3 protein-coding genes are annotated in these 1,709 nt (G+C 31.8%); all 3 read right to left on the minus strand.

Annotation, left to right across the window (positions count from 1 at the left end):
- Positions 1 to 66 precede the first annotated feature (66 nt).
- The 3 genes from DFQ11_RS15030 to DFQ11_RS15040 all read right to left on the minus strand — a co-directional run bounded on the left by DFQ11_RS15030 (position 67) and on the right by DFQ11_RS15040 (position 1,463).
- The gene (locus DFQ11_RS15030; protein ID WP_110476708.1) at positions 67 to 495 is read right to left on the minus strand and encodes a contact-dependent growth inhibition system immunity protein; all 429 of its coding nucleotides are present in this window, start codon (positions 493 to 495) and stop codon (positions 67 to 69) included.
- Position 496: 1 nt separating this feature from the next.
- A complete protein-coding gene (locus DFQ11_RS15035) occupies positions 497 to 901 on the minus strand; it encodes a hypothetical protein (protein WP_110476710.1) in 405 nt (134 codons plus the stop codon).
- Positions 902 to 1,061: 160 nt separating this feature from the next.
- Positions 1,062 to 1,463 carry a hypothetical protein gene (locus tag DFQ11_RS15040; RefSeq protein ID WP_110476712.1) on the minus strand — a complete coding sequence of 134 codons (402 nt, stop codon included), beginning with the start codon at positions 1,461 to 1,463 and terminating at the stop codon, positions 1,062 to 1,064.
- Positions 1,464 to 1,709: the final 246 nt, after the last annotated feature.

Raw genomic sequence — 1,709 nt, forward strand, 5'->3', positions numbered from 1 at the left:
TTGCTAAATCTGGACTAATATATGAGGATAGTTACAGAAGTTCTTTGGTGAGAAATTAATGCTTTTTTACTTGTTTTTTACCACAGTACTTTGTTGTGCACTGGCTTTTATTTTTTCATTTATTCGGTCAAATTTCTTTTCTCCGAGTTCAGTTTTTATCAGTTCAGAATTCTTTTCCACCAAGTTTTGTAAAGTCAGAAATTCAGTCTGCTTTTCATTCCAAAATTCAGTCGGTAAGCTCAACACTGCCTGCAACAAATCGCCCTCATAAAGGTCGCCTTCCGCCAAAATATTTAGTTCCAGCTTTTTGATTGCAAGTTCAGTCAGATATTCAATGCCGATTTTTTGTGAAATCAAAAGTCTTAATTGCTCTATTGTTAAGTCCTTAATTGGAATTTTTCTGTATTTATGACAATTAATCACAAGATTTGATGGAAACTCAATTTCATCTTTCCAATAATCGTTTTCAAGTTGCTCAATAGATTTTGATAGCATTTTATTCTGTTATTTCTACCAATTTTAAATCCAATTCTTTAATAACCTGGTCAACATCAAATTCAAAATCTTTTGGAATGTTAATGGTTGCAATACTACCAAGGTCAACTTGCCAAAATCCACCTCTTTTTGTTAATTCATCTCCCAACATTCTATAGTCAGATTCTTTATGATTTGGTGTCAATCCGAATCTGCGAGTAATGTATTCCGACTCTTTTGTGATTTTAGTTATTTCGTGTTTATTTTGGTCATTAATTTCCGTCTCAAATTCCGTACCCAATGTCAGTTTAGGATTGCAGAAGTCATTGTCAGTCATCCGAAATTTGTTTTCCGATAATTGCTCAACATAAAGAGTAGTTGTTACTTTCTCTTTTTTGTGATAAACTTCAATTTTAACTTCGCTCATTTTTTCAGCTTGTGCACAACGGTCTAGTATAACCGTCAGTTACGGGTTAAAGTACGTAAATTTTTCGGTTTAGCACAGACGTTAGCAATTCCGAGTGGATTCGGACGTAGTCGAATCCGCCGTAATTGCGGTTATACATTGTTGTGCAACGTTTTTTATTTCAGTTTGCAATTCCAATTTCAGTAAACATTTTTTTCAATTCATTAAATTCAGCTTGAGTTTTCAGTTCTGATAGTTCACGCTTTTTTCCATTTAATAATTTTATTGAAAATCTACTCCGTCCAAGAATCGATTTTTCTTTCAACCCGCTAATTTCAGCGATAGATATTTTTTCTTTCGTTGTTCTTTTAAAAGTGAATAGATAAAGTATTATCAAAGAAGCAATTCCTAAAGTGAACCAAATAATTTCTTGAAATCCTATTCCAGTTTTATTCAAATTCAGAAGTCTTAAAACTGCATTCAATAAGTTTAAAATCATTAAAAACTTCATAACGAAATAATGATTTTTTATTCCATCTTTTATTTCAAGCGATTTTTCTATTTCGTTGTATTTAATTTTCATTTTACGATTTTTTTGGTCAAAATGTTGCACAACGGTCTCGTATATGATTTGTAGCGTTGTTTCAGCAAGTAAGTTAGCAAATAATAACCGAAATAGAAAAACCGCGAGGTTTTTCGACAGTAGGCGAGAAGCAGCTATGAATTATATACGGCTTAAGTTAGCATTTTAATAAAAACACTAAATTAAGACCTATAAATAAGAAAGAACAAAGGAGAGGAATAAGGTTATTATATACGCAGAGACTTT

This window comes from Winogradskyella epiphytica, from assembly GCF_003217215.1.
Taxonomy (GTDB): Bacteria; Bacteroidota; Bacteroidia; order Flavobacteriales; family Flavobacteriaceae; genus Winogradskyella; species Winogradskyella epiphytica.

Excerpts from the sequence above, each read along its gene's own strand:
- DFQ11_RS15030 (WP_110476708.1), bottom strand. The coding sequence starts at position 495 with ATGCTATCAAAATCTATTGAGCAACTTGAAAACGATTATTGGAAAGAT.
- DFQ11_RS15035 (WP_110476710.1), bottom strand. The coding sequence starts at position 901 with ATGAGCGAAGTTAAAATTGAAGTTTATCACAAAAAAGAGAAAGTAACA.
- DFQ11_RS15040 (WP_110476712.1), bottom strand. The coding sequence starts at position 1,463 with ATGAAAATTAAATACAACGAAATAGAAAAATCGCTTGAAATAAAAGAT.